At 77.5% G+C, this 750-nt stretch carries 1 protein-coding gene; it reads left to right on the forward strand.

Features of this window, described 5'->3' with window-relative positions:
• The coding region (locus tag DI269_RS12900) for a hemerythrin domain-containing protein (protein WP_198667383.1) at nucleotides 1-750 on the forward strand (750 nt) is incomplete at both ends.

A 750-nucleotide genomic window follows, 5' to 3' on the forward strand; every position in this document is an offset into this window, starting at 1 on the left:
AGCGCCTCGACGGAGGCGGCCGACGTGGTCCTGACGGCCGACCGCGTCGACGGGTTGGCCGACGCCCTCCTGATCGCGCGCCGCAGCGGCCGCATCGCCCGCGCCGCCGCGGGGTTCGGCATGGCGCTGTCGGTCGCCGCGATGGTCCCGGCCGCGGCCGGGGTGCTCGCACCGGTCGCCGGGGCGGTCCTCCAGGAGGGGATCGACATCGCGGCGATCATGACCGCCCTGACCGTGCTCCTGCCGGGGCGCGTCCACACCGTGACCCTGCCGCCGCAGGACCTGGACGTCGTCCGCGGCCTGCACGCCGAGCACGAGGCCGTGGCCCCCCTGGTCGAGCGGATCAGGGAGGTCGCCGACGGACTCGCGGGCGCGTCGCCGGACCCGGCCCCGGTGCGCCGGCTGCTCGACCGGCTCGAATCCGAGCTGCTGCCGCACGAGCGGGCCGAGGAGGCGAGGCTGGTGCCGGTCCTCGACCGGGCGTTCGGCGGACCCGATCCGCTCGGGGCGCTCAGCCGCAGCCACGTCGAGATCGAGCTCCAGGTGCGCCGGGTGCGCGGCATCTGCGACGGCCTCGGCGATCGGCCGGATCTCGCCGAGGTCACCGACCTCCGGGGCGCGCTGTACGGCCTGTACGCGATCGCGCGGCTGCACAACGCCCAGGAAGAGGAGAACGCCTTCAGCCTCCTGCCGCCGCCCGCGCCCGCGGCGGCGCCGGCGGGCGGGCGGGTCAGGCGGACGCCGGCTGGC

This window comes from Glycomyces dulcitolivorans, assembly GCF_003265355.1.
GTDB classification, from domain to species: Bacteria; Actinomycetota; Actinomycetes; order Mycobacteriales; family Micromonosporaceae; genus Glycomyces; species Glycomyces dulcitolivorans.